Source organism: Mesorhizobium sp. WSM4308, assembly GCF_002294905.1.
Taxonomy (GTDB): domain Bacteria; phylum Pseudomonadota; class Alphaproteobacteria; order Rhizobiales; family Rhizobiaceae; genus Mesorhizobium.
The window spans coordinates 358,676-382,442 of sequence record NZ_NSFW01000003.1 but is presented as its reverse complement, the minus strand read 5'-3'; the positions used below and the strand labels follow the sequence as shown (position 1 = coordinate 382,442).

Annotated in this window: 27 protein-coding genes; 15 read left to right on the top strand and 12 right to left on the bottom strand. The window is 64.1% G+C overall.

Annotated elements, in window-relative coordinates; genetic code table 11:
* Positions 1-69 precede the first annotated feature (69 nt).
* The 7 genes from CK227_RS07690 to CK227_RS07660 all read right to left on the bottom strand — a co-directional run bounded on the left by CK227_RS07690 (position 70) and on the right by CK227_RS07660 (position 6,056).
* Entirely contained in the window at positions 70-495 is a 426-nt protein-coding gene (locus tag CK227_RS07690; RefSeq protein WP_095772036.1) for a hypothetical protein, read from the bottom strand.
* A 248-nt stretch (positions 496-743) separates the two neighbouring features.
* Positions 744-1,772, bottom strand: coding sequence for a peptidoglycan -binding protein (locus CK227_RS07685; RefSeq protein WP_095772037.1), 1,029 nt, complete (start codon positions 1,770-1,772; stop codon positions 744-746).
* 1 nt (position 1,773) lies between these two features.
* Positions 1,774-2,799 carry a MotA/TolQ/ExbB proton channel family protein gene (locus CK227_RS07680; protein WP_095772038.1) on the bottom strand — a complete coding sequence of 342 codons (1,026 nt, stop codon included), beginning with the start codon at positions 2,797-2,799 and terminating at the stop codon, positions 1,774-1,776.
* A gap of 103 nt (positions 2,800-2,902) precedes the next feature.
* Positions 2,903-3,589: a hemolysin III family protein gene (locus CK227_RS07675; RefSeq protein ID WP_095772039.1), complete on the bottom strand. Its 687-nt coding sequence runs from the start codon at positions 3,587-3,589 to the stop codon at positions 2,903-2,905.
* A gap of 101 nt (positions 3,590-3,690) precedes the next feature.
* On the bottom strand, positions 3,691-4,491 hold the full coding sequence (locus tag CK227_RS07670; RefSeq protein WP_095772040.1) for an inositol monophosphatase family protein: 801 nt from the start codon (positions 4,489-4,491) through the stop codon (positions 3,691-3,693).
* Between the two features lie 24 nt (positions 4,492-4,515).
* Positions 4,516-5,082, bottom strand: a complete 567-nt coding sequence (gene efp, locus CK227_RS07665) for an elongation factor P (protein WP_032932086.1) — start codon at positions 5,080-5,082, stop codon at positions 4,516-4,518.
* A 116-nt stretch (positions 5,083-5,198) separates the two neighbouring features.
* Complete coding sequence (locus tag CK227_RS07660) at positions 5,199-6,056, bottom strand: LysR family transcriptional regulator (protein ID WP_095772041.1); 858 nt, start codon at positions 6,054-6,056, stop codon at positions 5,199-5,201.
* Between the two features lie 106 nt (positions 6,057-6,162).
* Between CK227_RS07660 and CK227_RS07655 the strand changes: the two genes are divergently transcribed.
* Positions 6,163-7,179, top strand: a complete 1,017-nt coding sequence (locus CK227_RS07655) for an NAD(P)-dependent alcohol dehydrogenase (RefSeq protein ID WP_095772042.1) — start codon at positions 6,163-6,165, stop codon at positions 7,177-7,179.
* Positions 7,180-7,193: 14 nt separating this feature from the next.
* Here CK227_RS07655 and CK227_RS07650 read toward each other — a convergent pair whose 3' ends face one another.
* The 3 genes from CK227_RS07650 to CK227_RS07640 all read right to left on the bottom strand — a co-directional run bounded on the left by CK227_RS07650 (position 7,194) and on the right by CK227_RS07640 (position 9,922).
* Positions 7,194-8,234, bottom strand: coding sequence for a tetratricopeptide repeat protein (locus tag CK227_RS07650; protein WP_095772043.1), 1,041 nt, complete (start codon positions 8,232-8,234; stop codon positions 7,194-7,196).
* 1 nt (position 8,235) lies between these two features.
* Positions 8,236-8,883, bottom strand: coding sequence for a thiamine phosphate synthase (locus CK227_RS07645; RefSeq protein ID WP_095772044.1), 648 nt, complete (start codon positions 8,881-8,883; stop codon positions 8,236-8,238).
* Between the two features lie 133 nt (positions 8,884-9,016).
* Positions 9,017-9,922: a DMT family transporter gene (locus CK227_RS07640; protein WP_095772333.1), complete on the bottom strand. Its 906-nt coding sequence runs from the start codon at positions 9,920-9,922 to the stop codon at positions 9,017-9,019.
* Between the two features lie 133 nt (positions 9,923-10,055).
* Here CK227_RS07640 and CK227_RS07635 point away from each other — a divergent pair, with 133 nt between their 5' ends.
* The 3 genes from CK227_RS07635 (at position 10,056) to CK227_RS07625 (ending at position 12,210) form a co-directional block, all read left to right on the top strand.
* A complete protein-coding gene (locus tag CK227_RS07635; RefSeq protein WP_095772045.1) occupies positions 10,056-10,514 on the top strand; it encodes an Lrp/AsnC family transcriptional regulator in 459 nt (152 codons plus the stop codon).
* Between the two features lie 82 nt (positions 10,515-10,596).
* On the top strand, positions 10,597-11,325 hold the full coding sequence (locus CK227_RS07630) for a class I SAM-dependent methyltransferase (protein WP_095772046.1): 729 nt from the start codon (positions 10,597-10,599) through the stop codon (positions 11,323-11,325).
* A gap of 114 nt (positions 11,326-11,439) precedes the next feature.
* Positions 11,440-12,210 (top strand): sulfite exporter TauE/SafE family protein, encoded by a 771-nt coding sequence (locus tag CK227_RS07625; protein ID WP_095772047.1) that lies wholly within the window; start codon positions 11,440-11,442, stop codon positions 12,208-12,210.
* Positions 12,211-12,251: 41 nt separating this feature from the next.
* Here the strand turns inward: CK227_RS07625 and CK227_RS07620 are convergent, their stop codons facing one another.
* Positions 12,252-12,803 carry a DUF2269 family protein gene (locus CK227_RS07620; RefSeq protein ID WP_095772048.1) on the bottom strand — a complete coding sequence of 184 codons (552 nt, stop codon included), beginning with the start codon at positions 12,801-12,803 and terminating at the stop codon, positions 12,252-12,254.
* Positions 12,804-13,125: 322 nt separating this feature from the next.
* On the opposite strand from CK227_RS07620, the gene CK227_RS07615 reads away from it, so the two are divergent.
* From CK227_RS07615 to CK227_RS07590, 6 genes are all read left to right on the top strand, one after another.
* Positions 13,126-13,506: a hypothetical protein gene (locus CK227_RS07615; RefSeq protein ID WP_095772049.1), complete on the top strand. Its 381-nt coding sequence runs from the start codon at positions 13,126-13,128 to the stop codon at positions 13,504-13,506.
* Between the two features lie 369 nt (positions 13,507-13,875).
* Positions 13,876-14,409 (top strand): DUF1465 family protein, encoded by a 534-nt coding sequence (locus tag CK227_RS07610; RefSeq protein ID WP_095772050.1) that lies wholly within the window; start codon positions 13,876-13,878, stop codon positions 14,407-14,409.
* A 93-nt stretch (positions 14,410-14,502) separates the two neighbouring features.
* A complete protein-coding gene (gene ruvC, locus CK227_RS07605) occupies positions 14,503-15,015 on the top strand; it encodes a crossover junction endodeoxyribonuclease RuvC (RefSeq protein WP_095772051.1) in 513 nt (170 codons plus the stop codon).
* A 13-nt stretch (positions 15,016-15,028) separates the two neighbouring features.
* On the top strand, positions 15,029-15,649 hold the full coding sequence (ruvA, locus tag CK227_RS07600; RefSeq protein WP_095772052.1) for a Holliday junction branch migration protein RuvA: 621 nt from the start codon (positions 15,029-15,031) through the stop codon (positions 15,647-15,649).
* Between the two features lie 43 nt (positions 15,650-15,692).
* Positions 15,693-16,730 carry a Holliday junction branch migration DNA helicase RuvB gene (gene ruvB / locus CK227_RS07595; protein WP_010912034.1) on the top strand — a complete coding sequence of 346 codons (1,038 nt, stop codon included), beginning with the start codon at positions 15,693-15,695 and terminating at the stop codon, positions 16,728-16,730.
* 158 nt (positions 16,731-16,888) lie between these two features.
* Entirely contained in the window at positions 16,889-17,785 is an 897-nt protein-coding gene (locus CK227_RS07590; protein ID WP_095772053.1) for a metallophosphoesterase, read from the top strand.
* A gap of 15 nt (positions 17,786-17,800) precedes the next feature.
* Here CK227_RS07590 and CK227_RS07585 read toward each other — a convergent pair whose 3' ends face one another.
* Positions 17,801-19,051, bottom strand: a complete 1,251-nt coding sequence (locus tag CK227_RS07585) for a cellulase family glycosylhydrolase (RefSeq protein WP_095772054.1) — start codon at positions 19,049-19,051, stop codon at positions 17,801-17,803.
* Between the two features lie 134 nt (positions 19,052-19,185).
* On the opposite strand from CK227_RS07585, the gene ybgC reads away from it, so the two are divergent.
* The 5 genes from ybgC to tolB all read left to right on the top strand — a co-directional run bounded on the left by ybgC (position 19,186) and on the right by tolB (position 23,764).
* The gene (ybgC, locus tag CK227_RS07580; protein WP_095772055.1) at positions 19,186-19,656 is read left to right on the top strand and encodes a tol-pal system-associated acyl-CoA thioesterase; all 471 of its coding nucleotides are present in this window, start codon (positions 19,186-19,188) and stop codon (positions 19,654-19,656) included.
* A 417-nt stretch (positions 19,657-20,073) separates the two neighbouring features.
* Positions 20,074-20,784, top strand: coding sequence for a protein TolQ (tolQ, locus tag CK227_RS07575; RefSeq protein WP_019861737.1), 711 nt, complete (start codon positions 20,074-20,076; stop codon positions 20,782-20,784).
* Between the two features lie 10 nt (positions 20,785-20,794).
* Positions 20,795-21,247: a protein TolR gene (tolR, locus tag CK227_RS07570; RefSeq protein WP_027023582.1), complete on the top strand. Its 453-nt coding sequence runs from the start codon at positions 20,795-20,797 to the stop codon at positions 21,245-21,247.
* Positions 21,248-21,254: 7 nt separating this feature from the next.
* On the top strand, positions 21,255-22,412 hold the full coding sequence (locus tag CK227_RS07565) for a TonB family protein (protein WP_019861736.1): 1,158 nt from the start codon (positions 21,255-21,257) through the stop codon (positions 22,410-22,412).
* A gap of 92 nt (positions 22,413-22,504) precedes the next feature.
* Positions 22,505-23,764: a Tol-Pal system beta propeller repeat protein TolB gene (gene tolB, locus CK227_RS07560; RefSeq protein ID WP_245318095.1), complete on the top strand. Its 1,260-nt coding sequence runs from the start codon at positions 22,505-22,507 to the stop codon at positions 23,762-23,764.
* Positions 23,765-23,767 lie beyond the last annotated feature (3 nt).

Here is a 23,767-nt window from a genome sequence, read left to right as displayed (position 1 = left end):
AGGACGCCCGCGGGATTGGGGTCCCGAAGGCGCCAGGTGGTCCCTTCCTCTTGGACCTTGCCGGAGGCCTCAGCCGTTCGGATAGGCTCCGCCGTCGGCGCCGTCACCCATCAGGAAACCGCTGCCGGTATCGACCCGCAGCCGCTGGTCCACATTGTCGAGGCGGCGCAGCAGGTCATGGTATTGCGCTGCCGGTATCCTGCCGTGATCGGACGCGGCTATCTTTTCGGCCGCCTGCCTGATGCGGGCGGTGCGCATTTCCAGGCGCTCCGCCACCGCCGGGGTGATGTTGTTGGCCCGCCTGGCGTCGACTATGCCGTGGCGGATGCCCTGAACCTGCTCGAAGAGAGCCTCGACACGCGGGCCGGTCATGTCTGTCGGGTCCGTCGCCTCGAGAGCGCCCTTGTGATGGCCTGCGGCATAGGCGCCGGCGAGCGGGGCGACAATGAGAACCGTGGCAAGCGTTGCCGTCTTGAGAGGTGCTGATGTGCGCATGGGGCGCTTCCTCCTGCTGGGAAGGGGGCGGTCGCGCCGCCTCGCCTTCCGACTGTTTGGGTCGTCCAGTTCCGTCGCGTCGCGATGGGAGGCATCGCCGGCGGTTCTCGGCCCTGAGCGGCAAGCTAGGAGCGCTCCGGCGCGAAGTGTAATTAAAAAAAGATAATCTTTTCAGGCCTTGCCGGCTACACTCTGCGCCCTAGAGTTGAGCCGGCGAACAAATTCGCGTGAGTTCGCGTGATGAGAAATCAACGTTCGGTGAGCTTCAGTTCAATGCGGCGGTTTTTGTTGCGCGCTTCGTCGGTGTCGGCGGGGTCGAGCGGCTGGAACTCACCGAAGCCGGCGGCGACCAGACGGTTGGCCGGCACGCCGTTCTCGATCAGGAACTTGACCACCGAGGTCGAACGCGCCGTCGACAATTCCCAATTGTCGCGGTAGCGGCCGGTGCCGGAGAGCGGCTTGTTGTCGGTATGGCCGTCGACGCGCAGCACCCAGTTGATCTCGGGCGGGATTTCCTTCTGCAACTCGATGATGGCGTCGGCGAGCTTCTTCATCTCGACCTTGCCGGCATCGTTGATCACCTCGGAGCCGGTCGGGAACAACACTTCCGACTGGAAGACGAAGCGGTCGCCGACGATGCGGATATTCTCGCGGTCGGCGAGGATCTCGCGCAGGCGTCCGAAGAAGTCGGAGCGGTAGCGGTTCAATTCCTGCACGCGCTGCGCCAGGGCGACGTTCAGCCGGCGGCCGAGATCGGCGATCTTGGTGTTGGAATCGCGGTCGCGGGCTTCGGACACGTTGAGGGCGTCTTCAAGCGCGCCGATCTGCTTGCGCAGCGCGGCGATCTGCTGGTTGAGGATCTCGACCTGGCTCAGCGCCTGCTGGCTGATCTGGCGCTGGCTGTCGAGTTCGCCCGAAAGCGCCGCGGCGCGCTGGTTGGCCTGGTCGCCGGCGCCGGCGCCTTGCGCCAGCAACTGTTCGAGCCGGCTCTTCTCGGCCTCGGCCGCCGACAGCGACGCCTGCAGGTTGGCGAGCGAGTCCTCCTTGTCCTGCGCTGTCGAGCGCTCCAGCGCCAGAAGTTGCGTCAGTTCGTTGATCTGCGAGTTGAGGCGGTTGAGCACCGTGTCCTTGCCGGAAATCTCGCGGCCGAGCAGGAACTGGGCCAGCACGAAGACGGTGAGCAGGAACATGATGGCGAGCAGCAGCGTCGACAGCGCGTCGACGAAGCCCGGCCAGTAGTCGATGCGGCGGTCGGCGCGCCGTCTTGCTAGCGCCACGTCAGTGGACCCCTTGCTTCTTCAGCGCGTCGGCGATCTTCTCCAGCGTGTTGCGCATCGCCTTCTGCTCGTCGGACTGGGCCTCGACCCAGTCACGCATGATCTGTTGTTCCGAACGCATGTTCTTGACCAGGCCGGAAATGCCGTCGGCGAGATTGGCCATGGCGGTGGCGACGCGCGGATTGGAGCCGCCGCCATTCTCCTGCATGCTGCGCAGGCGCTCCGACAGCAGACGGATTTCGTCGGATGGTTCGCTCTTGGCCTGATCGGAGACGACGATGTCGGAGGAGAGATCGGTGACCGAGGACAGCCAGTTCTCAAGCTCGGTGTAGAAGCGCGTCTGGGCGCGGCCCGCCTGCAGGTCGAGGAAGCCGAGCACGAGCGAGCCGGAGAGGCCGAACAGCGAGGACGAGAAGGCCGTACCCATGCCGGCCAGAGGCGCTGCAAGCCCTTGCTTCAGCGAATCCAGCACGGCGGCGGCGTCGCCGCTGCCGGGATCGAGCGCTTCGATGGTTTCGCGAATCGAGCCTATCGTGTTCAGCAGGCCCCAGAAGGTGCCGAGCAGGCCGAGGAACACCAGGAGGCCGACCAGGTAGCGCGAGGTGTCGCGGCTTTCGTCCAGGCGCGTGGCGATGGAATCGAGCATGGTGCGCATCGAGGAGGTCGAGAATGCCATGGTCGAGGAGCGGCCGATCATGGCTTTCATCGGCGCCAGCAGCACCGGCTCGGTGGTCTCCGAACCGGCGCGGAAGGAGTTGAGCCAGCGCACTTCGCGAAACAGCCGCCCGACCTGGGCGAAGGCAAGCAGGATGCCGACCGCCAGCACGCCGATGATAAGACCGTTGAGCCCGGGATTGGTGACGAAAGCCGTCGAGATCTGTCGCGTCAGGATGGCGGCAATGAAGGCGACGATGGCCAGGAAGATGACCATGGTCAGCAGGAACACCTGCGGACTCGACAGTTTATGCGGATCGTAAATCAGTACGTCGGAGCGCCTGCCCATGCCGAAGGATCTGAGAAAAGCCATCCGTGCCCCGTTTCGCTGCCGCTGCCGCCGATCACGTCGTTCGCGACTCTAAACGCAATTGTGACCAAATTGAATGGCGCTTGGCAATATTGCCACGAGCGGATCAGAAACGGTTTATCACCAGACAGTCGACCATGGCCGCCAGATGCAGGCCTGCGCCGGTGACGACGAAGCCGTGCCACAAGGCGTTGTGAAAGCGCAGACCCTTCCAGGCGAAGAAGATGACGCCGCAGGAATAGACGACGCCACCGGCAACGATGAGCACGATCGACGTCGTCGGCAGCGTCGCGACAAGCGGCTTGACCAGGACGATGCCGCTCCAGCCGATGGCGAGATAGAAGACGATCGCCAGCCGGTCAAAACGGCCGGGAAAGCCCACCTTGATGGCGATGCCCGTCGCCGCCGCGATCCAGACCAGCACGATCATCCAGCGGGCCAGCGGCGACGCGTCGAGCTGGGCCAGAAAAGGCGTGTAGGTGGCGGCGATGAGAAGATAGATCGCGGCGTGATCGAAGCGCCGCAGAACCCATTTGGCCGGCGACGTCACCGGCCACAGATTGTAGGCCAGCGACACCGAGAGGACGGTTAGCAGCGAAACGACATAGAAGGCGGCGGCGATGTACTCGCCAGGTCCGACGCGAAACGCCGCCAGCGCCAGCAACGCCGAGCCGGCCGCGATCGCCAGCACGATGCCGACAGCATGGACAATGCCGTCGGCGATCATCTCCGCGCGGGAGTAGTGCCAGCGCCCGACAAAGGGGATTTCGATTTGCGGCGGGATGTTGGTCATCGATCGTCCTGCATCACCCCATATCTGGGCAACCGCCGGACAGTATTTCAAGCTCAGGTGACGGTTTTGCGACCGCGGCCGTTCAGCGCGGCGGGAGGGCTTCAGCGGGGTGCCAGGGGCTTTTTCACCGTCTTCAGCAGCGCACGCTGGATGACCTCGTTGCCGGCAACGACGGAGCCGTTGTCCAGCATGTCCTGCCCGCCATCCATGTCCGAGACGAAACCGCCGGCTTCGCGGATCAGGAGCAGGCCGGCGGCGATGTCCCAGGCCGACAGGCCGGTTTCCCAGAAACCGTCCATGCGGCCGGCAGCGACATAAGCGAGATCGAGCGCGGCGGAACCGAGACGGCGCACGCCCGAGACCTCGGCCATGACGTTGCGCAATTCCACGAGGAAATTGCCGTGGTGGCCGCGTCCCAGATGCGGCATGCCGCAGCCGATCACCGTGTCAACCAGCTTGGTGCGGCCGGCCACGCGCAGCCGGCGGTCGTTCATGAATGCGCCGCCACCGCGCTCGGTCGTGTAGAGCTCGTCCATGGCCGGGTTGTAGATGACGCCGGCTACGATCTGGCCCTGGCGCTCCAACGCGATCGACACGGCGAAAAGCGGAATGCCGTGCAGGAAATTGGTGGTGCCGTCGAGTGGATCGACGATCCAGCGGTGCTGGCTGTCTTGGCCTTCCACCGCACCGCGCTCTTCCATCAGGAAACCGTAGCCCGGACGCGCCTTCGACAATTCGGCAAAGATGATGTCCTCGGCCTTGCGGTCGGCCTGGCTGACATAGTCGCCGGGTCCCTTCAACGAGACCTGCAGGTTCTGGACCTCGCCGAAGTCGCGCGACAGCGAGCGGCCGGCCTTCATTGCGGCCTGGACCATGACGTTGAGAAGGGCTGAGCGTGCCATCGTATGTCTTCCTGCTGCAGCGCGTCAGTCGGCGCGGCGCACGTAAGTGATTTCGTTGGTGTCGACGATGATGCGTTCGCCGGCGCCGATGAAGGGCGGCACCAGCACGCGAATGCCGTTCTCCAGCACCGCCGGCTTGTAGGAGGATGCAGCCGTCTGGCCCTTCACCACCGGGTCGGCTTCGGTGATGGTCAGGGTCACCTGATCGGGCAGCGAAATGCCGATCGGCCTCTCCTCATAGAGCTGGACAGTCACCATCATGCCGTCCTGCAGGAACGCGGCGCGGTCGCCGACGAAATCCTTGTTCAGTTCGAGCTGTTCGTAGCTTTGGGTGTCCATGAACACCAGCGCGTCGTCCTGCTCGTAGAGAAAGGAAAAATCCTTCAGGTCGAGGCGGATCTGTTCGACCGTCTCGGCCGAGCGGAAGCGCTCGTTGAGCTTGGTGCCGTTGATGAGGTTCTTCAGTTCGACCTGGTTGTAGGCGCCGCCCTTGCCGGGCTTGACGGTGTTGGTCCTGACCGCCACCCACAGGCCGCCATCATGCTCGATGACGTAGCCGGGACGGATTTCGTTGCCATTGATCTTGGCCATGATGGGGTGATCCGGAATGAGATTTTCGCCGGGACTGGCGATTTAGGGGCTCCCAAGACCACAAATCGTCCGGAGAGGCAAGGGACGCCGGATCGGCCCCAACCGGTCAGTCGGTATCAAGCCTCGATCTTGATGGCTTCGCCGACGGTCTTTGCAATGGCCTCAACGACCTTCGCCAGCCGGTTGAGATGTGGCGAGCGCAATGCCACGACCTGCAATGAAAGGTCGACACCTTCGAGATCGACAAGCGCGAGGCCGTCGGGAAGTCCACGCGTCGCGAGCCGCAACGGCATGAGGCCGAGGCCGTGTCCCCGACGGACCCATTCCATCTGCATCGCCGGATCCTGAATTTCCGCCGCCACAATGAGCGGATGCCGTTCACCGCCCAAACTGGAGAGGAGTGTCTGACGCGCGTCGCAAGGCTCGGGGCTGAGAACCCAGGGCATGCTGGTCCGAGCGTCCGCGAGATGGGCGCCGGCTTGCGCTATGATGCAAAGACGTTCGGTGCCAAGCGCGTCTGGGCCTTGATGACCGGCAGGTCGCAGAACGATCGCCATATCGAGTTGACCGCGTTCGAACTGCTCGACCAGCTCAGCGCTCCAACCGGTCTTGAGCCGCAACGATATCTTTGGAAACGCAGCGGCGGCGCCGGCGACAGCGCCCGCAACGCTTGCATCGGACAAGCCATGCGCCAGGCCGACACGCAGCACGCCCTGCGGCTCGGCGTCGGCGGCGAACGCTTTCAGAGCCTCGACCGAAGCCAGTATGTCCTTTGCCCGCGCCAGCACCTCCAATCCCGCCGCGGTCAGCCGCGGCGGCTTCTGCCGGCGATCGAGAAGCGTTGTCGCGAGCATATCCTCCAGCCGCTGCATCTGCCGGGTGACGGCCGGCTGCGTCAAAGGCAGGCGGCGGGCCACATTCTGGATCGAGCCTTCCTCGGCAAAGAGGACAAGCGTGCGCAATTCTTCCAGCATCCTTTGGTCCTCAAATGCATAATCATTTTGATTATTATGAATTTGAAATCAAGGTGCCGGCAAGCGATTTTCCTTTCGACGGACTTTCAAAAGGAAAGGGAAGACAATGAAGGCAATCGAATTGCAGGCCCCCGGCGGCATCGACAATCTCAGACTGGTCGAGCGGCCGATGCCAGAACCGGGCCGCCAGGAGATGATCATCAAGGTCAAGGCAACAGCGCTCAACTACCGCGATGTGGAGATCGCCCGTGGCAGCTACCACACCGCCTTTGCGCTGCCGCTGATACCGCTTTCGGACGGTGTGGGCGAAGTGGTCTCGGTTGGCGCCGAAGTGACCCGGTTCAAGGTCGGCGACCGCGTTTGCGGCACGTTCTGGCAGCGCTGGGTCGGCGGCAGTTTTGCCATGGCCGAGCCGTCCTATCAGCGTGGCGGCCCCATCGACGGTTTGCTCAGCGAGTTCGCGCGGCTGGACGAACAGGCGGCCGTGCTGGCGCCGCCACATCTGAGTGATGTCGAGGCGGCGACATTGCCTTGCGCCGCGGTCACTGCCTGGCATGCGTTGTTCACCGAAGGCCGGTTGAAACCGGGCGAGACGGTGCTGAGCCTGGGCACTGGCGGCGTCTCGTTGTTTGCCGTGCAGTTCGCCGCGGCAGCCGGCGCACGGGTCATCGTCACGTCAAGCAGCGACGACAAGCTCACGCGGGCAAAGGCGCTTGGCGCGCATGACGGCATCAACTATCGCGACAATCCCGATTGGTCGTCAGCCGTGCTGGCGCTGACCGGAGGCGGCGGCGCGGACCATATTATCGAGGTCGGCGGGCCGCAAAGCTTCACCCAGTCGCTGAAGGCTTCCGCGCGTGGCGCCCAGATCAACGTCATCGGCTATCTCGGCGGCAACGAAGGGTCCATCAATCCCCTCGACATCTTCCGCCGCCAGGTCAAGGCGCGCGGCATACCCGTGGGCTCACGCGAATCCTTCGAGGCAATGAACCGAGGCCTGACAGTCAACCGGATAAGACCCGTGATCGAGAAGGTATTTGCCTGGAAGGACGCGGCGGCAGCATTCCGGTACCTCGAACACGCCTCGCCCTTCGGCAAGGTCGTCCTCGATCACACGCAATGATCCACCAACCGCCGTCACGGCAAACGATTCGCCTTCTGCAGGGCCTGTTTGGTCTGGTCGTCGCTCAGTCCTTGCAGGAAATCATCCATGTCGGGGTCGATCAGACCGGCGCGGCGGGCGGCGATGTACCAGGCGCCGGCGAGCACCAGGTCGGGGTCGGTACCGATGCCTTGCATGTAGAGTTTTGCCAGCCGGTTCCGCGCGGCGACGTTGCCGCCCTCGGCTGCCTGCTTCGTCCAGCCGAAAGCCGATTTCAGGTCGCGGACACCGCCGCGGCCCTCGATCATCCAGGCGGCGAGATCGATCTGCGCGGTGTCGTAGTTCTGCCGCGCGGCCTGGGCGAGGAAGCGTCTTGCCTGCGCGTCGTCGCGCGGCTTGCCGCCGACGCCATTGGCATAGATCTGGGACATGGCGTATTGCGCGTCGGCGAGGCCGGTCGCGGCGGCGCGCTCATAATAGGAAACCGCCTTGGCCAGGCCCGCATCGCCGGGATCCTGCTGAACCAGCATCTGCGCGAAATTGAACTGCGCCAGCTGGTTGCCGGCTTCGGCGGCAGCCTGCATCAGGGCGTAGGCCTCTTTCGGGTCCTTCTTGACGTAACGGCCGTCGAGCAGCATCAGCGCATACTGGAACTGCGCCTCAGGCACACCCTGTTCGGCGGCAAGCGCATACCATTTCGAGGCTTCCGCCGCATTCAGCGGCACGCCGAGCCCGCGCGACAGGATCTCGGCCACCAATGTCTGCGCCGCCGGGTCGCCATTCTGGGCGCGGGTCAGCGCCAGGTTATAGGCCGTTTTGTAGAGCCCGCGCTGGAAGGCGCCATAGGCCGCATCCGCCGGCTTGGCGCCGAAGCGGTCGGGATTGATGCTGTCAACTGAGGGCAGCGGTGCCGGCTCCGCCGTGGTGGCGGGCTGCGGCAACTGCTTTTCGATCGGCTTGTCGGTGTGCAGGCCGGTTTCAGGCTTGGGCTGCGGCTGGGGTATGGGTTCGGCGGCGGCGGCCTGGATCATGACCGCTGCAAGCAAGGCCTGAAGGGGAAGCCTTACCGGAGTCACATCAGTCCTCGAAGCGCGGCGCGGTTTCGTCGAGCAACGCGTTGGCACGGGCCACGGCGGTTTTCGGATCGACGCCGTCGGCGAACACCGCGCTCGACAGCGCGACGAACTCGGCGCCGGTGGCGGCCACGTCCTCGACGGAAGCCAGATCGGATCCGGCCATGACGATGCAGGGGATCTGGATCATCTGCGCCCACCACTCGCCCAGCGACAGGTTGCGCGGATGCGGCTCCGGCTTGTTGTCGTAGCCGAAACGGCCGAAGAAGATATAGTCGGGCCTGACCTCGCCAAGCTCGAGCGCGTCGTCGCGCTTCTTGGCGCCGCCGGCGCCGACCATCATCTTCGCCTGGAAATGTTCGATCGTTTCGGCCAGTTCGGCCTTGGACGCCTCGACATGGATGCCGTCGGCCTGGACACGGCCGGCGATGCGGGTGTCGCCGGCGATGATCACGGCCACGCCCGCCGCCTGCGCCGTCGGCACGATCTGTTCGGCGAAAGCCTGGAAGGAGGCCTCGTCCATGCCGTTTTCGGGCAGGATCAGCGAAGCGACGTCGCCGCCGTCGAATGCGGCGGCGATACGGGCGGCCGGCACGCCGGGCGGCGCGATCAGCACGATGCGGCAACGATTTGGGGGTGTGGCGTCGTTCATGGTTCTTCGATCCCGGGTTTCGCCTATGCCGGGCGAAGATGGTTGGATTGCGGCATAGAGCAAACTGCCCGCTTTGAACAGGCGGGCAGTCGGGATCGCGTTTCCTGGCCGTCGGGCGGCAGGAATGCCTGCCCTACTTGACCGGCTCAGGGCTCACGGTGACCGGTTTCGATTTCCACAAGGACCAGCCGAGGTTCATGCCGGCGGCAGCCACCAGGATGGCGGCGGCGCCGGCGACCTGGCTGAGATGCAGCCGATGGCCGAAAGCCACGACATCGACCAGGATGGCGACGACCGGATAGATGAACGACAGCGATCCCTGCAGATGCGTCGGCAGCTTCTGGATGGCGCCGTACATCAATATGTACATCAGGCCGGTGTGGACGATGCCGAGCGTCGCCAGCATGGCCCAGCTCCACGGGTCGGCGGGAAGACGCGAGAGATTGGCGAAGGGCGCCAGCATGACGACGCCGACGCAGACCTGGATCAGCGCGATCAGATGCGGCGGCGTGCCCTTGAGCTTCTTGGTGACGATGGCCGCGACGGCCCAGAAAAAGGCCGCGGCCAGCGCCATGAGGATGCCGGCAAAATAGTTGGTGCCGACATCGCCGGCGTTAGGGGCGGCCTCGACGATCAACACCATGCCGGCAAAGGCTATTGCCAGCCATGTCAGCTTGGTCAGCGTCAGCCGTTCGGCGAAGAAGAGCGCGCCGAAGCCGACCAGCATGAAGGGCTGGGTGTTGTAGACGGCGGTGGCGATCGAGATCGACGCGCGGGAGAAGGCGCTGAACAGGAGCAGCCAGTTGATGACGATGGCCGCGCCGCCAAGCGCGGCGAGGCCGATGACGCGCAGCGACAGCCTGCCGCGCAACAATCCCAGGCAAGCGCAGATGATCAGCAGCGTCACCGCGCCGAACGCGCAGCGCCAGAACACCACGTCCATGATCGGCTGGCCGGACATGACGACGAACCATCCGATCGTCCCGAGGATCGCCATTGCGGCCGACATTTCGACCGTGCCACGTACCATATCGTTCATGATAATCTCCGAGCCGATTTTGACGCGGCATAATCTCATGCGAGATGGGCGCTTTCCACCTGATTGGAAAGGTTGTATGATTGTATGACCTAATTATATTAGGCTACTTCCGCGAATTTGTGAGAAATCTGAAATGCTTGACGATCTCGACCGAAATCTCCTCGAAATCCTGGTACGGGATGCGCGGACTTCACTGAAGGAACTGGCTGCCAAGGTCGGGCTGTCGTCGCCGAGCGTTTCGGAGCGGCTGCGACGGCTCGAGGAGCGCGGCGTCATCCGGGCGTTCACAGTCGAGATCGATCCGCTGGCGCTCGGCTATACGCTGCAGGCGATCGTTCGCATCCGGCCTTTGCCGGGCAAGCTGCACATCGTCCAGAAACTGATCGAGGAGATCGCCGAGTTCGGCGAATGCGACAAGGTGACCGGTGACGACTGTTTCGTCGCGCGGCTGTTCGTGCGCTCGATCGGCGACCTCGACGGCATTCTCGATCGCATTGCCGACAAGGCCGAGACCAGCACCGCCATCATCAAGGCGCAGCCGATCCGGCGGCGGCCGCCACCGCTCGGGGTTCCATCTTCGTCTTCGTCTTGACTCCGTATGGCAGTGGTGGACAGGCGCGATCAGTCCACTAAATGTCAGCCCGCCAGATGATTTGCCGAGAGACGAGGAAGACATGGCGCAGAATATCTACGACCAACCGGATTTCTTCGCTGGCTACAGCCAGCTTGGCCGGTCGATCGAAGGCCTTGGCGGCGCCGCCGAATGGCCGGCGCTGCGCGCCATGCTGCCGGACCTCGGCGGCTTGCGGATCGTCGACCTCGGCTGCGGTTTCGGCTGGTTCTGCCGCTGGGCGCATGAGCATGGGGCGAGCCATGTCCTGGGGCTGGACCTGTCGGAGAAGATGCTGGCCCGGGCGAGGGCCGCCGGCCCGGACACCGGCATCATTTATGAGAGGGCCGACCTCGACCAGCTCAGCCTGCCGCGAGCCGGCTTCGATCTCGCCTACAGCTCACTTGCGCTGCATTATGTCGAGGATGTCGCGCGGCTGTTCAGGACGGTGCACAAGGCGCTGTCGCCCGGCGGGCATTTCGTCTTCTCGACGGAGCATCCGATCTACATGGCTCCGACCAGGCCCGGCTGGGCGGTCGATGCCGAAGGTCGCAGGACATGGCCTGTCGACCGCTATCTGGTGGAGGGTCCACGCAAGACCGACTGGCTGGCCAAGGGCGTGGTGAAACATCATCGCACCATCGGCACGACGCTGAACGCGCTGATCGTGTCCGGTTTCGCGATCGAGCATGTCGAGGAGTTCTGTCCGACAGACGCGCAGATCACGGCCAGGCCGGAACTGGCGGAAGAGCTCGATCGGCCGATGTTCCTGCTGGTCTCGGCCCGGCGATAGGCACGAGTCGGACATTGGCAGGTGTTCGGCAACCTGTCGGGATTTACAGTCGCCCCAAGCGCAATTCTGGGCTATTCAGGCGTTGACGCCTTCCCTCCAGACCAGCTCCTCCCCATGTCAGGCCTGCTTCTCGATCCGTGGTTCTACGCGGCCGCCATTCCGGCGGTCATTCTGGTCGGCCTGTCCAAGGGCGGCTTCGGCGGCGCCGTCGGTTTCGTCGGCGTGCCGCTGATGGCGCTGACCATGCCGCCGGTGCAGGCAGCCGCCATCCTGCTGCCGATCCTGTGCCTGATGGACATTGTCTCGGTGTGGACATGGTGGGGCGTCTACGACCGCAAGATGCTGGTCGACATGATGCCGGGTGCCATCATCGGCATCGGCCTTGGCTGGCTGACGGCGGCTTTGGTCACCGAGGAAGCGGTGCGGCTCATCGTCGGCGCCGTTGCCATCATCTTCGTGCTGCGCTGGCTTTATCTGCAGTTCCGCCATGGTGCCGACCACGCCGCCGAACCCAACCGCGTGGCTGCGGCGATCTGGGGAACGGTCGCCGGCTTCACCAGCTTCGTAGCCCATGTCGGCGGCCCGCCCTTCCAGGTCTATGCGCTGCCGATCCGGCTCGACCCCAAGGTCCTGTCGGGCACCGCCGCGATCTTCTTTGCCGCGACCAATGCGCTGAAGCTCATCCCCTATTTCGCGCTCGGCCAGTTCGACACCGCCAACCTGACGGCGTCGGCCGTGCTGATGCCGCTGGCGCCGCTTTCGACGATCGCCGGCGCCTGGCTGGTGCGGCGCATGCGGCCGGAGATTTTTTATCCCTTCACCTACGCGACCGTGGCGGTCGTGGCGCTGAAGCTTTTGTGGGATGGCCTTGCCGGCTTGATGTAACAGGCGAGGCGGCTCGTCAGCCGCTCTCACCGTCAGGGAGATCAGGCGGCGCTCGGCACGAGGCGACGGTTGCCGCCAAAGGCCAGTATAGCGCCCGCTGCCATGACCAGCGCCATGCCGGCGAGGATGCCGATATCATGCGTGGTCGGCTTGAGCACCATGTCGGCGACGATCACCAGCATCACCGCATAGTCGAAGCGTGCCGCGCTCATCATGCGCTGGCCGATGGCCAGAACAGCCGGCGTGATGCCCTCGTTGGCGATCATCGCGCCCATGCGCTCGCCGGTCGGCTTGAAGATTAGCATGCCGATCGAGAAGGTCGTGGCGTAGCCGGCCAGGCCGATGATGATCCACAGGTCGGAGAAGCCGACCCAGAAGCCACACATGATGAGGCCGAAGATCAGGGTCAGCATCGACATCGGCGCGAAGAAACGCCCGCCCAACTGCCCGCTGGCCCGTATCGCCTGAAGCTTGTCCTCGATGTTGCCGGCGCGCTCGGCAAGCACGCCGAGGAGGAACAATACGAAGCCGCCTCCGACCCACAAAATGGCCGAGGTGACGTGGAGGAATTTGACGATCGAGTACCAGTCCATGGCTTGCTCCGGGTAGGTTTGCGGTGGAGCGGATTTGCGCCAGCCGTCAGAGGAGCGGGCGTTTAGCGCGGCGCGTGTTTCGGAACGATGTCGCGGAAAACCCGGCTCTGTTTCGGCTACCTTTTTCGCGGGCATAAGCTGCAACGACCGCAGATGCCCAGATTCGTTTCTGCTAATATACGAAGTGTCGGGAGGGGTTTGGCGCGACATCGTCCGGAAACATTGCCAATGCTAGTGCGCCGACGCCGGGAGCCGGTGGCGACAGGAATCGCCTGACAATCAACCCATTCCCGCAGACGGGAAGAGGCAATCGAGGGGACATATGCAAGGGGTAGCACGGAATTTCTTCACGCTGGCCATCATCTATGCGCTGTGCGGCATGGCGCTCGGCCTGTCCATGGCGATCAGCCAGGACCATGGCCAGATGCCGACTCACGCCCACACGATGGTGGCCGGATGGCTGATGTCGGCGGTCTTCGCCTTCTTCTACCATCTGTTTCCGGCGGTCGGGCAAAAGACGCTCGCCGTCGTCCATTTCTGGCTGACGGCGATCAGCGGCATCGGCCTGCTGATCGGGCTCTACTTCCTGCTTGCCGGCAATGCCGCGATCGAACCGATGGTGGCGGCGTCCTCGATGGGGTTCTACGCGGCCATGCTGCTGTTTGCCTTCATCGCCTTGCCGGCCGTCTGGAAGAAGGCCTGAATGAGCTTCGGGGCTGTGCTGTTACGGCACAGAAAGGGGGCATTCGGTCAAAAAACATCGGGGCCGTTAAAGGTTCATTAAGCTTTACAGGCGTTTACTATGCGCATCCAGTGATCTGGATTCTTACCGAGTGGTTGGAGCCACTTTGTTTGACGCCTCCCTGTTAAACTCCTGAGAGCCGCCTTATCCGCGGCTCTTTTTTTGTCCGCATTCCAGGGACCCTGACGCAACGGCTCGCCGTTAACCTTCTGTTAAACATGTGCTTGCCTTCACCCCGTGCAAAGCGCATTTTCAAGCTTCAGTCAGATAGGGTGCCGGGTGTATCGGCAGAGAACCGAATCGGCCGGTTGCAAGTGCAGGGGCGTATCAATGAACGAGCCTTCGAAGGGCAGTGCGAACACCGTCAAACTGGCGGAGCGTCGGGTTTTTTCGCACTCCTTCAAACCGCTCTACCAGGAAGGCATGGGGCTGGTCGAACAGGCGGCCGAGTATCTCGACGGCAAGGGCCGCGCCGAGGCCAAGAAGCTGTCGCGGCTGGCGGCCACGCTCTACGCGGCCGAATCGATGCGGCTGACGACCAGGCTGATGCAGGTGGCCTCATGGCTGCTTTTGCAGCGCGCGGCCAATTCCGGCGAGATGACCCGCGACCAGGTCGCTTCGGAAAAGTCCAAGGTGCGCCTCGATACCGCTTCCGCGCATGATGAAGCCGCCGGCTGGGCCGAATTGCCCGAGGAGTTCCTCGACCTGGTCAACCGCTCGCTTCGCCTGCAGGCATTGGTGCGCCGCATGGACGACGAGATCTACGGCGCCGGCGCCGTGGTCGACATGCAGCCGATGGGCCGCCGGCCCAATCCGGTTTCCGACCAGATCAGCCTGCTCAACACGGCGTTCGCCCGCAACTGAGCGGCTTCGGACTATTTCCCGCCGGATAGGCCTCCGTTTCCGGTTTGTTCACATTTCGCTGGCATCGCTGTCCCCCGGAGGTAAAGTGACCGGATGGGGGACGCGATTCGCATCATCGGCATCGATCCGGGGCTCAGGCGCACCGGCTGGGGCATCGTAGAGAGCCTCGGCAATTCCTTGCGCTTCGTCGCGTCCGGCACGGTGCGCTCCGAGGACAAGGCGGCGCTGGCGACGCGGCTCTGCCAATTGCATGACGGGCTCGCCGAAGTCCTGCATGCGGCAATGCCGCATGAGGCGGCCGTCGAACAGACCTTCGTCAACAAGGATGCTGTGGCAACGTTGAAGCTCGGCCAGGCGCGCGGCATCGCTATGCTGGTGCCGGCGCGTGCTGGCCTTGTCGTCGCCGAATACGCGCCCAATGCGGTGAAGAAGGCGGTCATCGGCGTCGGCCATGGCGACAAGAAGCAGATCCACATGATGGTGAAAGTGCTGCTGCCCAAGGCGACCTTCGACACCGAACATGCCGCCGACGCGCTGGCCATCGCGATTTGCCACGCGCACCACCGGCAGAGCGCTGCCTATCGGATGGCGGCATTGGCATCGTGAGGAATTGTTGGGCATGATCGGCAAGCTCAAGGGCACGCTGGACGAGATCGACGAGGATCATTGCCTCGTCGACATTCATGGCGTCGGCTATGTCGCCTACTGTTCGGCGCGCACACTGGCAGCGCTGCCTTCGCCCGGCGAGGCGGTGGTGCTGTTCATCGAGACCTATGTGCGCGAGGACATGATCCGGCTTTACGGCTTCCAGTCGGCGCTGGAGCGCGAATGGTTCCGGCTGTTGATGAGCAATGTGCAGGGCGTCGGCGCCAAGGTGGCGCTCGCCATCCTGTCGACGCTGGCGCCCGCCGATCTGGCCAATGCGATCGCGCTGCGCGACATCGCCATGGTTTCCCGCGCGCCTGGTGTCGGCAAGAAGGTGGCCGAGCGCATCGTCACCGAATTGAAGAACAAGGCGCCGGCCTATGCGGGCGCGGCCTCGGGCACCATCGGCCTGAAACAGGAGCTCGGTGAAGGTGTCGCCCCGGCCCCGATCACCGACGCGGTCTCGGCGCTGGTCAATCTCGGTTATTCGCGCGACACCGCCGCCAATGCGGTGGCCGCGGCGCTGAAGACGGCGGGCGAGGACGCGGATGCCTCGAAGCTTATCCGCTTCGGGCTGAAGGAACTGGCGCGGTGAGGGCTCGCTTGCCCCTCCTCTTGCCATATGCAAGGAAGACAGCATGAGCCTGTCGCCCCGTCTCATAGCTCCGGAAAAACGCGGCGAGGATGCCGATCAGACCTTGCGGCCGCAAACACTCGCCGATTTTGTCGGCCAGGCGGCGGTGCGGGCCAACCTCAAGGTCTTCATCGAGGCCGCCAAGGGCCGCAACGAGGCGCTCGACCATGTGCTGTTCGTCGGGCCGCCGGGGCTGGGCAAGACGACGCTGGCGCAGATCATGGCGCGCGAACTCGGCGTCAATTTCCGCTCGACGTCCGGACCGGTCATCGCCAAGGCCGGTGATCTCGCCGCACTGCTCACCAATCTCGAAGAAGGCGACGTGCTGTTTATCGACGAGATCCACCGGCTCAACCCTGCGGTGGAGGAAATCCTCTATCCGGCGATGGAGGATTTCCAGCTCGACCTGATCATCGGCGAGGGGCCGGCGGCGCGCTCTGTCAAGATCGACCTCGCCCGCTTCACCCTCGTCGCCGCCACCACGCGGCTTGGCCTGCTCACCAATCCGCTGCGCGACCGGTTCGGCATTCCGGTGCGGCTCAACTTCTATACCGTCGAGGAACTGGAGCAGATCGTCCGGCGCGGCGCGCGCATCCTGCAAATGCCGCTCGGCGACGACGGCGCGCTGGAGATCGCGCGGCGCGCGCGCGGCACACCGCGCATCGCGGGGCGGCTGTTGCGCCGCGTGCGCGACTTCGCCTCGGTCGCCGGCGACGGCCATGTCGATCGCCTGATCGCCGACGAGGCATTGACCCGGCTGGAGGTCGACGCGCTCGGCCTCGATGCGCTCGACCGCCGCTATCTCTCGATGATCGCCCGCAATTTCGGCGGCGGGCCGGTCGGTATCGAGACGATCGCCGCCGGCCTGTCCGAGCCGCGCGACGCCATCGAGGACATCATCGAGCCCTATCTGATCCAGCAGGGCTTCATCCAGCGCACGCCGCGCGGGCGCATGCTGACGGCCAATGCCTGGCGCCATCTCGGCCTCGATGCGCCGAAGGATTTGGCGCAGCAGCAGATCAACCTGTTCCAGGAAGAATAGCCGCCAAGCGTTCAGGCGCGTGTTCCCAGACCAGTGATCAAGGATATGTGACCCATCCTGCGCAAAATCTGCGCGTCTTTGCCGATTTGCCGGCGTAATCGTGGATTTTATCGGACGCGTGCGGGGAATCGCGCGATCGAAGGGCTGGGAGCCAATCCATGATAACCAGACGCGGGTTCCTGCGTTTCATCGGCGGGTCGTTCCTGACGGCTGCCGCGCTCGGCGCCTATGCGGTCGGCATCGAGCCGATGCTATTGACCCATGTGAAGCGCTACGCTCTGGCGCCGCCGCACTGGCCTGATGGCCTGAAGCTGCGGGTTGTCGCGCTCGCCGATATTCATGCCTGCCGGCCGTGGATGACGCCGGAACGTATTGCTTCGCTCGTCGAAGACGCCAATGCGCTGCAACCGGACCTCATCGTGCTGCTGGGCGACTACATTGCCGGCATGCCCCTGGTGACGGGACCGGTGACGCCGTCGCAGTGGGCCTCCGCCCTGTCGGGCCTCAAGGCGCCGCTCGGCGTTCTGTCGATCCTTGGTAACCATGATTGGTGGAGCGACGGCTTTGCGCAGCGCGCCGGCGCGGGTCCAATCATCGCACGCAAGGCCCTGGAGAAGGCCGGCATCCCGGTGCTGGAGAACGATGTCGTGCGCCTGGAAAAGGATGGTCATGGCGTTTGGATCGCCGGCCTTGCCGACCAGCTGGCGCTGCTGCCGGCCAGGAGGGGCGACGACTGCAAGGGGCTCGACGATCTCGACGGCACGTTGGCCAAGGTCGGCGATTCCGCGCCGATCATCCTGCTCGCCCATGAGCCCGATATTTTTCCGACCGTCCCGTCGCGGGTTTCGCTGACCCTGTCGGGCCACACGCATGGCGGGCAGGTGCGGCTGTTTGGCTATTCGCCCGTCGTGCCGTCGCGTTTCGGCAACCGCTACGCCTATGGCCATGTCGTCGAGAACGACCGCAATCTGATCGTCTCCGGCGGGCTCGGCTTCAGCATCATGCCGGTGCGTTTCGGCGTGCGCCCAGAGGTCCTGCAGATCGACCTTGGCTGATTTGAACAACATTGCTCAGTGAAGCGAGCGGATCACGTCCATCACATCCGGCTCGGCCTTGTCGCCATTGAAGGCATCGACGATGCCGAAAGCGCCGCCATAGCTCCACACCGACCATGAGAAACCATGTGCCTCGGCGCGGGCGATCATGTCCTTGACGTAAGCGGCGCGGTACTGCGCCGGCATTAGATAGGCATTGCCGTATTCCTGGCGGATCATGCCGAACTCACCAAGCGTGATGTTTTCGGGCTTGATGCCGTTGGCCTTCGCCCATGCCTCGACCCTTTTGAACGGCGCGTCCATCAGGCCGAGCAGCTTGCCGGGGCCATCCATGCTGGCGATCTGTTCGTCGAGATAGGCAAGCAGCCCGCTCTGCCGTGTCCACGGCGCTTCGGCCTTGATCCGGGCGCGGATGGTGTCGAGCGTGACGTCGAGCTGCGCCTTCGGCACGGCGTCGAGCGGATAGGGCAGGCCGGTCACATAGGGGATAAAATCGCCGGCCCAGGTCGCGCCCTGGTGGGTGAGCAGGAATGGATCATAGGAATGGAAGGTCCAGATGACATTGTCTTCGGGGATCGCCTTGGGATCGATCTTCTCCAGGGACGAAGCGGCGGAATAGCAGCCGCCGGTCAGCACCAAGGTCAATTTCGTCGCCGAGGATCGTGCCGCGGCGAACAATTTGCGCTGGCGGTCCGGCCACAGGCTGGTGCCGTCGCTGCCGCAGTCGACGATCGGTTCGTTCATCAATTCGAAGGCGACCTGGCTCGGATCTTCGCCGGCCAGGGTGCGGGCCACCTTGCGCACCATGTCGACATAGCGGTCGAAGGTCTGGGGATCATCCATCACCTGCGCCATGCCGATCTTCCGGCTGCCGCCGGCCGGAACCAGGTGCATGTCGACGATCACCTTCAGGCCGGCGCGGTTGATCATGCGCACGGAGTCCAGCACGCTGTCATAGAGGTCTCCACGCAACGCCGTTGTCTGGTCGGACAGGAAAGGCGACGGGTCGACCGGCATGCGCAGGAAATCGAAACCCGCTTCCTTGAGCGCTCTGAGATCGTCGGCCTTGAGGAATTTGCGCCATTCCGGATAGGGCAGTATGGTCTTGGCGTCGCCCCACTGATCCTCGCCGGGCCAGGTGACCCACTGGTCGAGATTGAGGCCGCGCTTCATCGCAAAAGTAGCCGCCTGACCAGGCAGCGCCAAGGCCATCAGCAACAGCAGCGCCGCCATCAAGCTCTTGATCATCGCCCTCAACAGTGCCATCCGATGTTTCTGGAGCATGATCTCTGGCCAAACGGAAACCCGTTTGACCGAGAAAACCGGTTCCCACTTTTCGGGATCATGCTCTAGGTCACGCGCGGAACAGGTGCCTCGCGGCGACTGAAAAAGGAAGCGCAATGGACGATCATGGTGAATCGGCGACGCTGCTGGCCGGGCTTTCCGGCGCGCTGACGGCGTTCGGCCACCGGCTGATGGCGCGGGTCTATTATGCCGACACCGATTTCTCCGGTGTCGTCTACCACGCGCGCTATCTCGAATTTCTCGAGCGCGGCCGCTCCGACTATCTCAGGCTCACCGGCGTGCATCACACGGAACTCGCCGACGGCAAGCATGGGGAGAAGATCGTCTGGGTGGTGCGCCGCATGGAGATCGACTTCCGCAGCCCCGCCCGCATCGACGACATCCTGACCGTCGACACCCGCACCGACACCATTTCCGGCGCGCGCATCTTCATGGCGCAGCAGCTCAAGCGCGGCGACGAGGTGCTGGTCGAAGCCAAGGTCGAGGCGGCGATCATCGGCGAGAATGGCCGGCCGAGGCGTTTTCCCAAGGAGTGGGTCGCGGCGTTCATGCCCAAGGTGGGCTGATATTCAGGTGATGCCGGCCGGCAAACGGCGGCTTCCTGCGCTTCTACTGCGACGCAGTAGAACGGCGCTCCCACAAGTACGTTCCGCTCCGGTTCTCGGAGCCCACCGTTTTCGACTCGGCCTAGCCTGAATCTCACCCACCTTTGACCGGCGCATGAGTTGACGCAGGCCCGGTTCGGGGACTGGCAGGCGCGGCAATGCGCCGCGCCTTATTCACTAACCCATCCTTAACCATAACGGTTCATGAAGAGATTGGTGAAGATTGGCGCTACCGAGCGCCTTCCTTTCACCAATATTTGCCCTGAAAAGGCCGCTAACGGCACGGTTTGGGGCGTCCGGTAGCTTCGTGCGAACCGACCACAAGGGATGCCAGGGGCCAGCCGCCAGCTTCGCCCGGAAAATCTTAAGGACGTAACGATGGAAAATATCGCACTCGCCGAACCGGGCGCGCAATTGTCGATTTGGGCGCTGTTCATGCAGGCCAGCTGGGTGGTCAAGCTGGTCATGATCGGGCTGCTCTGCGCCTCGGTCTGGACCTGGGCGATCATCATCGACAAGCTGGTTGCCTATGGCCGCATGCGGCTGGCGCTGAACCGCTTCGAGCAGGTCTTCTGGTCCGGACAGTCGCTGGAAGAGCTCTACCGCACGCTCGCCGACCGCAAAACCTCAGGCATGGGCGCCATTTTCGTCGCCGCCATGCGCGAGTGGAAGAAGAGCTTCGAGAAAGGCGCCAAGACGCCGCTCGGGCTGCAGACCCGCATCGACAAGGCAATGGACCTGGCGCTGACCCGCGAGATGGAGAAGCTGGAGGGGCGCCTCGGCTTCCTCGCCACCACGGGCTCGGCGGCCCCGTTCATCGGTCTGTTCGGCACGGTCATCGGCATCATGACCTCGTTCCAGGCCATTGCCGGGTCGAAGAACACCAGCCTTGCGGTTGTCGCACCCGGCATCGCCGAGGCGTTGCTGGCGACGGCCATCGGCCTGCTCGCCGCCATCCCGGCGGTCATCGCCTACAACAAGCTGTCATCGGATGCGAGCAAGCTCGCGGTGCGCATGGAAGGGTTCTCCGACGAGTTCTCCGCCATACTCTCGCGCCAAATCGATGAAAAAGTCGCGCCGAAGGCCTGAGGAGTAGCTGATGGGTATGTCCGTAGGCATGGCGGGACGCGGCGGGCGCGGCCACAGGCGGCGCGGCCGTCACCATGGGCTGATGTCGGAAATCAACGTCACGCCGATGGTCGACGTGATGCTGGTGCTTTTGATCATCTTCATGGTCGCCGCACCGATGCTGACGGTCGGCGTGCCGATCGACCTGCCCGACACGCAGGCCAAGGCGATGAATGCCGACACGCAGCCGATCACCGTTTCGATCAACGCCACCGGCCAGATCTATCTCCAGGAAACCGAGATCCCGATCGAAGAGCTGGTGGCCAAGCTGCAGGCGATCTCGAAGACCGGTTACGAGGAGCGCATCTTCATCCGTGGTGACAAGTCCACCGACTACGGCACGGCGATGAAGGTGATGGCCCGCATTTCGGCCGCCGGCTACAAGAATATCGGCCTGGTTTCGCTGCAGGAACAGGATCAATAGACGCGCGATGAAGACCGGCCTCACCACATCGGTGATCTTGCACACGGCGGTGCTGGCCTTCGGCCTGTTCACGCTGTCGGCGCCGGCCGCGCTTCCGTCCGCCGATGTCGAGTCGGTCGCGGTCGACATCGTGCCGATGGAAGCCATCGCGCAGACGCTGCAGGGCGACAAGAAGGCCGTGATGCATGAAAAGCCGGCGCCGCTGCCGACCCAGCGCCCGGATATCGTGCCGGCTTCGCAGAAGGTCGGCGAGAACAGCGTCGACACCGACAAGCCGATAACGCCGGAGGCCAAGCCGAAGCCCGTCGACATGACATCGGCCCCGCCGCCCGCGCCGACTCCCAAAGAGACGCCGAAGACCGAGGACGTGCCGAAGCCGCAGGAAAAGCCGAAGCCCATTCCGGCGACGGAAGTGGCGCCTGCGCCGACGCCCAAGGAAGAGGTCAAGCCCGAGCCGGTCAAGCAGACCGAGCCGAAGCCGACGCCGGCCAAGCCGGCGCCGACCCCGCCGCCGCAGGACAAGACCGCCGCTATCGATCCGACGCCCGAGGTCAAGCCGGATGCCGTCGCCGAGGCCATAGCCAAGGATCCGCCGACCGAAGAGACGCAACTGCCGAGCTCGGCACCCGCGCCGGAAGCGCGGCCGAAGCCGCAGCCGGCACAGGCTGAAAGCGCCAAGGCGCCGGAACGCAAGGATGCCGACAAGCCGGTCAAGGAAGCGTCGTCGAAACCGAAATCAGACGACAAGCAGTTCAACGCAAACGAGATCTCCGCGCTCCTCGACAAGCAGAAGCCGTCCGGCGGCGGCGCCAAGCGCTCGACGCAGCAGGCCTCGCTCGGCGGTGACAAGGACCAGGGCCAGAAGCTGTCGAAGTCGGAACAGGGCGCCCTGGAAAGCCAGTTGGGTGGTTGCTGGACATTGCCTGTCGGCCTCGAGGGCTCGGAGAATTTCGTCGTGGTCGTGCGCTTCAACCTGGACAATTCCGGCAAGCTCGATGGCCGTCCGTCCGTTGAAAAGTCGAGCGGCAACCGGCAGTTCGATGAAAGCGCGGTTCGTGCGGTTCAGAAATGCGACGTGGCCGGCCTGCAGGTTCCTGCCGGCAAGCAGGACATCTGGAACGACATCCGGGTCACTTTCGATCCAAGGGAGATGCTCGGCCTCTAGGCCTGGCGCCCAACCAATCAAAAGAAGAGAAGCGAGAAGATATGAGATCCTTCCTCAAGCCGCTCCTGACGATTGCAGCCGTGGCGCTGGGCATGACGGCGGTAGTCCCCATGCCGGCGTGGGCGCTCGTCGAGCTCAACGTCAACAAAGGCAATGTCGAGCCGCTGCCGATCGCCATCACGGATTTCCAGGGCGGCGACGCGCTTGGCGCGCAGATCTCTCAGATCGTCACGGCCGACCTGAAGCGCTCGGGCCTGTTCGCGCCGATCGACAAGAGCGCCTTCATCGAGAAGATCTCGAACCCGGATGCCGCACCCCGCTTCGACGACTGGAAGGTGATCAACGCGCAGGCGCTGGTCACCGGCAGCGTCAGCAAGGAGGCCGATGGCCGCATCCGTGCGCAGTACCGGCTTTGGGACACTTTCGCCGGACAGCAGATGTCGGGTGAGCAGTTCTTCGCCAACGACGCCAACCAGCGCCGCGTCGCCCACATCATCGCGGACGCCATCTATGAGAGGCTGACCGGCGAGAAGGGCTACTTCGACACGCGCGTGGTGTTCATCGACGAATCCGGCGCCAAGAACGCGCGCAAGAAGCGCCTGGCCATCATGGACCAGGACGGCGCCAATGTCCGCTATCTCTCGGACGGCCGGTCGATCGTGCTGACGCCGCGTTTCTCGCCGAACCGGCAGGAAATCACCTACATGTCCTATGAGAGCGGCCAGCCGCGGGTCTATCTCCTGCAGATCGAGACCGGGCAGCGCGAACTGGTCGGCAATTTCCCCGGCATGACGTTTGCGCCGCGCTTCTCGCCCGACGGCCAGAAGGTGATCATGAGCCTGCTGCGCGACGACGGCAATTCCAACATCTTCGCCATGGACCTGCGCAGCCGCTCGACGACGCGGCTGACCAACTCGACCGCCATCGACACCTCGCCCTCCTATTCGCCCGACGGCAGCAAGGTGGTGTTCACTTCCGACCGCGGCGGCCGCGCGCAGATCTATGTGATGGGCGCCGACGGCTCGGGCCAGACCCGAATCTCCTTCGGCGACGGCGTCTATTCAACGCCGGTGTGGTCGCCGCGCGGCGATCTCATCGCCTTCACCAAGCAGACCGGCGGCGAATTCCAGATCGGCGTCATGAAGACCGACGGTTCCGGCGAGCGCATTCTGTCGTCCGGTTTCCAGCAGGAAGGACCGACCTGGGCGCCAAACGGCCGCGTGCTGATGTTCTTCCGCGACTCCAATGGCGGCCCGAAGCTGGTTTCTGTCGATCTCACCGGCCGCAATGAGCAGCCGATCCCGACCGCGAACTTCGCGTCGGATCCGGCCTGGTCGCCGCTGCTGGAATAGCGT

Bases quoted from the DNA above. Each gene is read 5' to 3' on its own strand.
- CK227_RS07690 (WP_095772036.1), bottom strand. From the start codon at position 495: ATGCGCACATCAGCACCTCTCAAGACGGCAACGCTTGCCACGGTTCTC.
- CK227_RS07680 (WP_095772038.1), bottom strand. From the start codon at position 2,799: ATGGCTTTTCTCAGATCCTTCGGCATGGGCAGGCGCTCCGACGTACTG.
- CK227_RS07675 (WP_095772039.1), bottom strand. From the start codon at position 3,589: ATGACCAACATCCCGCCGCAAATCGAAATCCCCTTTGTCGGGCGCTGG.
- CK227_RS07670 (WP_095772040.1), bottom strand. From the start codon at position 4,491: ATGGCACGCTCAGCCCTTCTCAACGTCATGGTCCAGGCCGCAATGAAG.
- efp (WP_032932086.1), bottom strand. From the start codon at position 5,082: ATGGCCAAGATCAATGGCAACGAAATCCGTCCCGGCTACGTCATCGAG.
- CK227_RS07660 (WP_095772041.1), bottom strand. From the start codon at position 6,056: ATGCTGGAAGAATTGCGCACGCTTGTCCTCTTTGCCGAGGAAGGCTCG.
- CK227_RS07655 (WP_095772042.1), top strand. From the start codon at position 6,163: ATGAAGGCAATCGAATTGCAGGCCCCCGGCGGCATCGACAATCTCAGA.
- CK227_RS07645 (WP_095772044.1), bottom strand. From the start codon at position 8,883: ATGAACGACGCCACACCCCCAAATCGTTGCCGCATCGTGCTGATCGCG.
- CK227_RS07640 (WP_095772333.1), bottom strand. From the start codon at position 9,922: ATGAACGATATGGTACGTGGCACGGTCGAAATGTCGGCCGCAATGGCG.
- CK227_RS07635 (WP_095772045.1), top strand. From the start codon at position 10,056: ATGCTTGACGATCTCGACCGAAATCTCCTCGAAATCCTGGTACGGGAT.
- CK227_RS07630 (WP_095772046.1), top strand. From the start codon at position 10,597: ATGGCGCAGAATATCTACGACCAACCGGATTTCTTCGCTGGCTACAGC.
- CK227_RS07625 (WP_095772047.1), top strand. From the start codon at position 11,440: ATGTCAGGCCTGCTTCTCGATCCGTGGTTCTACGCGGCCGCCATTCCG.
- CK227_RS07620 (WP_095772048.1), bottom strand. From the start codon at position 12,803: ATGGACTGGTACTCGATCGTCAAATTCCTCCACGTCACCTCGGCCATT.
- CK227_RS07615 (WP_095772049.1), top strand. From the start codon at position 13,126: ATGCAAGGGGTAGCACGGAATTTCTTCACGCTGGCCATCATCTATGCG.
- CK227_RS07610 (WP_095772050.1), top strand. From the start codon at position 13,876: ATGAACGAGCCTTCGAAGGGCAGTGCGAACACCGTCAAACTGGCGGAG.
- ruvC (WP_095772051.1), top strand. From the start codon at position 14,503: ATGGGGGACGCGATTCGCATCATCGGCATCGATCCGGGGCTCAGGCGC.
- ruvA (WP_095772052.1), top strand. From the start codon at position 15,029: ATGATCGGCAAGCTCAAGGGCACGCTGGACGAGATCGACGAGGATCAT.
- ruvB (WP_010912034.1), top strand. From the start codon at position 15,693: ATGAGCCTGTCGCCCCGTCTCATAGCTCCGGAAAAACGCGGCGAGGAT.
- CK227_RS07590 (WP_095772053.1), top strand. From the start codon at position 16,889: ATGATAACCAGACGCGGGTTCCTGCGTTTCATCGGCGGGTCGTTCCTG.
- CK227_RS07585 (WP_095772054.1), bottom strand. From the start codon at position 19,051: ATGGCACTGTTGAGGGCGATGATCAAGAGCTTGATGGCGGCGCTGCTG.
- ybgC (WP_095772055.1), top strand. From the start codon at position 19,186: ATGGACGATCATGGTGAATCGGCGACGCTGCTGGCCGGGCTTTCCGGC.
- tolQ (WP_019861737.1), top strand. From the start codon at position 20,074: ATGGAAAATATCGCACTCGCCGAACCGGGCGCGCAATTGTCGATTTGG.
- tolR (WP_027023582.1), top strand. From the start codon at position 20,795: ATGGGTATGTCCGTAGGCATGGCGGGACGCGGCGGGCGCGGCCACAGG.
- CK227_RS07565 (WP_019861736.1), top strand. From the start codon at position 21,255: ATGAAGACCGGCCTCACCACATCGGTGATCTTGCACACGGCGGTGCTG.
- tolB (WP_245318095.1), top strand. From the start codon at position 22,505: ATGACGGCGGTAGTCCCCATGCCGGCGTGGGCGCTCGTCGAGCTCAAC.